Source organism: Sphingobium quisquiliarum P25 (genome assembly GCF_000445065.1).
GTDB classification, from domain to species: Bacteria; Pseudomonadota; Alphaproteobacteria; order Sphingomonadales; family Sphingomonadaceae; genus Sphingobium; species Sphingobium quisquiliarum.
The window spans coordinates 1-2,400 of sequence record NZ_ATHO01000169.1; the positions used below are offsets into that span (position 1 = coordinate 1).

A 2,400-nucleotide genomic window follows, 5' to 3' on the forward strand; every position below is an offset into this window, starting at 1 on the left:
CCCACATTTCCCAAGTAAGGCGCTGATTTCGCTGTCCTGACCATTATATTTCCTATATAAAACATGGTGTTGAAGGCTGCGAGGGGCGCGTTTCATGGATCACCCAGAGGGTGCGGGCTTGCAACGGGCAGATCGGGTGGATTTCGACCCTCGCGTGCGGCTGGAATTTCGCGGCACGCAGCTCAGTTCCGACGGCGGCCTTCTGGTGATGCGCGAGCTTGATGACGCGCTCGGGTTGTCCGATTTGGCGTCAGCGGCGCTGCGCGATACTCGCTCTGGCAAGAACACGGTCCATCGGCTCGACGGCCTGTTCCGGCAATCAGTCTTTGGGCGGCTGGCCGGATACGAGGATGTCAACGACGCCAACCGTCTCGCCTGCGATCCGGTCATGCGCCAAGTTGTCGGCGGCAGAGCGGTCGATGCACAAGCGGCCTCGGCATCGCAGATGGGACGGTTCGAGACCGAGACGCTGGCTCTGGCCGGGAACCGTGCCGCGCTGGCCGACCTGAACGGGCAATGGATCGACCGGTTCCATGACCGTAACGGGCTGAAGTACATCGTTCTGGACATGGACAGCTCGGTCAGCCCGACCCATGGCGACCAGGAAGGGTCCGCCTGGAATGGCCATTTCGACTGTAGCTGCTATCACCCCAACTTTCTGTTCAACCAGTTCGGGATGCTGGAACGCTGCGCCCTGCGCCATGGCAACGTCCACAGCGCCGATGGCTGGCGTGATGTTCTCGACCCCGTCATTGCGCGCTACGCGGAGCGCGACCTTGGTGGCAGGTTCTTCCGGGCCGATGCTGCCTACGCGATCCCGGCGATCTATGAGCGATTGGAAGAAGCGCGGTTCTTCTACGCCATCCGGCTGCCCGCAAACGCGGTCCTCAAGGACAAGATCGCGCATCGGCTAACGCGCCCTGTCGGGCGGCCGTCACTGACCAAGGTCAAGCGGTTCTTCGAGGAATTCGAGTATCAGGCGGCGTCCTGGGACAAGGAACGCCGGGTGATCGCCAAGATCGAATGGCATCCGGGCGAACTGTTCCCGCGTGTCGGCTTCATCGTCACCAACCTGCCGATGGAGCCGGACTGGGTGGTGCGGTTCTACAACCAGCGCGGCACCGCCGAGCAGCACATCAAAGAGGGCAAATACGCCTTTCGCTGGACGCGGCTGTCGTGCCGGAAGTTCCGCGACAATGAGGTGCGGCTGCAACTGCACGCCCTGGCGTACAACCTGGCCACCTTCTTGCGCTGCATCGAGCTGCCCGAGGCCATGGCCGACTGGTCGTTGACCAGCCTGCAACTGAAGCTGATCAAGATCGGGGCACGTGTGGTCCGTCACGCCCGCACCATCACCTTCCAGCTGGCCGAGGTCGCTGTCACCGGCACGATGGTACGCGCCATCCTCGCCGCTATCCGCCGATTGCGAGCGCCACCGCTATGCGCATGATCGCGATCCACGCTCAAACTGAACGAAAGCGGCTGGACAGATCTGTCCGCTGCGCTGAAAAACGCCGCCCCTGGGCAAGGAAACAGCGGCTTCGCGGTCTGATCCGTCCAGATCCAGCAGTCTGCGCGACCGCAGGTGCCGCTTGCGGCAGAAAATCCTTGTCTAGCGCTCGGATACAGGCGATCTTCACCTCAAACGACACGCCACTTGGGGAATGCAGGATGAAGTGGGCGACGACCGATGCGATGTCGTGGCGGCGGATCGGGCTGGCAGGCTCGGTCTTTCTCGCCACCCTCGCGCTGTTCGGTGGGCTCGCTTATCATTTCGCGATCGTTGCGATGTGGATGCCGCTGGTCAATTCGGTCGCGTTGATTGCCACGACCCCCTCGGCTCCCTCGGCGCGGCCCTGGCCGATCATGGCGGGGCATGCCGCGACCGCGTTCGTCGGTTCGCTGGCCGGCTGGATGTTCGGCGCTTCGGTGCTGGTCGCGATCATCGCCGCCACGCTCGGCCTGCTGCTGATGATGGCGGCCCGTGCGGTCCATCCGCCCGCGGCGGCGACGGGGCTCGTCTTCACGCTGCATCCGGTGCCCCCGCATGTCGCGGTGCCGCTGCTGATGCTGGGCGCCGGTGCGGTGACGCTGATCGGCATGGCGCTGCGCCGCTGGGATCGCCCGTCCGCATGACCCCCGGATTGGGCATCGCCTGAATTTCGGCTAGGAGCCGGCGGATCGGGATTAGAACGGAATTTCGTCCTCCAGCTCGTTGACGGGAACCGCTGCCCCTTGGAAGTAGTCGGCCGCGCTAGGGGCAGGGGTGAAATCTTCCGGCGCGGTGTCGGCCTTGGGTTCGATGCTGCGGCGGTTCAATACGATCAAGTCACCGACATAGGGGCGGACAACGATCTCGGTCACATACTTCTTTTGCCCGTCATGCTCCCACATCCGCGT

Annotated in this window: 3 protein-coding genes; 2 read left to right on the forward strand and 1 reads right to left on the reverse strand. The window is 63.6% G+C overall.

Annotation, left to right across the window (positions count from 1 at the left end; translation table 11 throughout):
* The first annotated feature begins 94 nt into the window (after window positions 1–94).
* Entirely contained in the window at window positions 95–1,450 is a 1,356-nt protein-coding gene (locus L288_RS41090) for an IS1380-like element IS1247 family transposase (protein WP_006473457.1), read from the forward strand.
* Window positions 1,451–1,671: 221 nt separating this feature from the next.
* Window positions 1,672–2,136 carry an HPP family protein gene (locus L288_RS41095; protein ID WP_020817765.1) on the forward strand — a complete coding sequence of 155 codons (465 nt, stop codon included), beginning with the start codon at window positions 1,672–1,674 and terminating at the stop codon, window positions 2,134–2,136.
* A 51-nt stretch (window positions 2,137–2,187) separates the two neighbouring features.
* On the opposite strand, the gene L288_RS43535 is transcribed toward L288_RS41095, so the two are convergent.
* On the reverse strand, window positions 2,188–2,400 hold a 213-nt coding region (locus L288_RS43535), incomplete at its 5' end, for a single stranded DNA-binding domain-containing protein (RefSeq protein ID WP_021240021.1).